Source organism: Kribbella albertanoniae (genome assembly GCF_004348455.1).
GTDB classification, from domain to species: domain Bacteria; phylum Actinomycetota; class Actinomycetes; order Propionibacteriales; family Kribbellaceae; genus Kribbella; species Kribbella albertanoniae.
Map to the genome: position 1 here is coordinate 1 of NZ_SMKA01000563.1, position 785 is coordinate 785.

Below are 785 nucleotides of genomic sequence, written 5' to 3' on the forward strand. Positions count from 1 at the left end.
CGCCGGCGCCCCCCAATGGCCCCAGCCCGACGGCCGCACCAAAACCAGCGCCGCCTGGCTGATCGAACACGCCGGCATCCCCAAGGGCTTCACCCTCGGCGCCGCCGCCGTCTCCACCAAACACACCCTCGCCCTCACCAACCGAGGCACCGCCACCGCCAAGGACCTCCTCTCCCTGGCGACCCACGTCCGCGCCCAGGTCCACCAAGCCTTCGCCATAACCCTCGTCAACGAACCAGTCCTGGTGAACTGCACCCTCTGACCTACCGGCCGACGCCTGCAGCTGAGCCGGGTGTACTGCGGTCACCTACTGGCGACCCCGGACACCTTGTCGCGTGTCCGAGGTCCCACCCGGTGTACGAGGTTCACCGCCCCGGTAATGTCGAGACCAGCAAAGGCTTCGGCTTCTCGCCCTCGGGTCAGTGAGCCAGGTTGGCCCTCGGTGTAGCTACGGCAGCCGGGGGTTTGCTGTTTCTGCCAGGCTCGAGATCCACGGAGTCGTACTGCCAAGGGGAGGCAATGATCCTCCGCAAATCCGTGCCCGACTCCGCCCCCTAGCGCGTTGGGCCGGGTGTTTCAGTAGCGCCATTCGTAGAGGTGGTTGTGCATCCAGTGGTAGAGGCGGGTGGATGTTGGTGTGGGGTTGCCGTTGGCGTTGCTGAGGAGGTCGGCCAGGACTTGGGCTGGGGCGGCTAGGCGTAGGCCGGTGGGGGTGCTGCGGCGGCGGAGGTAGACGACGTCGATCGGGGGTTCGGCGAGGACTACGTTGCCGGTGGGGGTTGGGG

The 785-nt window shown here is 67.4% G+C and carries 1 protein-coding gene and 1 pseudogene; one reads left to right on the forward strand and one right to left on the reverse strand.

Annotation, left to right across the window (positions count from 1 at the left end; translation table 11 throughout):
- Window positions 1-262: pseudogene (locus tag E1261_RS44965) on the forward strand (UDP-N-acetylmuramate dehydrogenase); the annotation flags it as partial.
- 314 nt (window positions 263-576) lie between these two features.
- On the opposite strand, the gene E1261_RS45810 reads toward E1261_RS44965, so the two are convergent.
- On the reverse strand, window positions 577-785 hold a 209-nt coding region (locus E1261_RS45810), incomplete at its 5' end, for a hypothetical protein (RefSeq protein WP_202875492.1).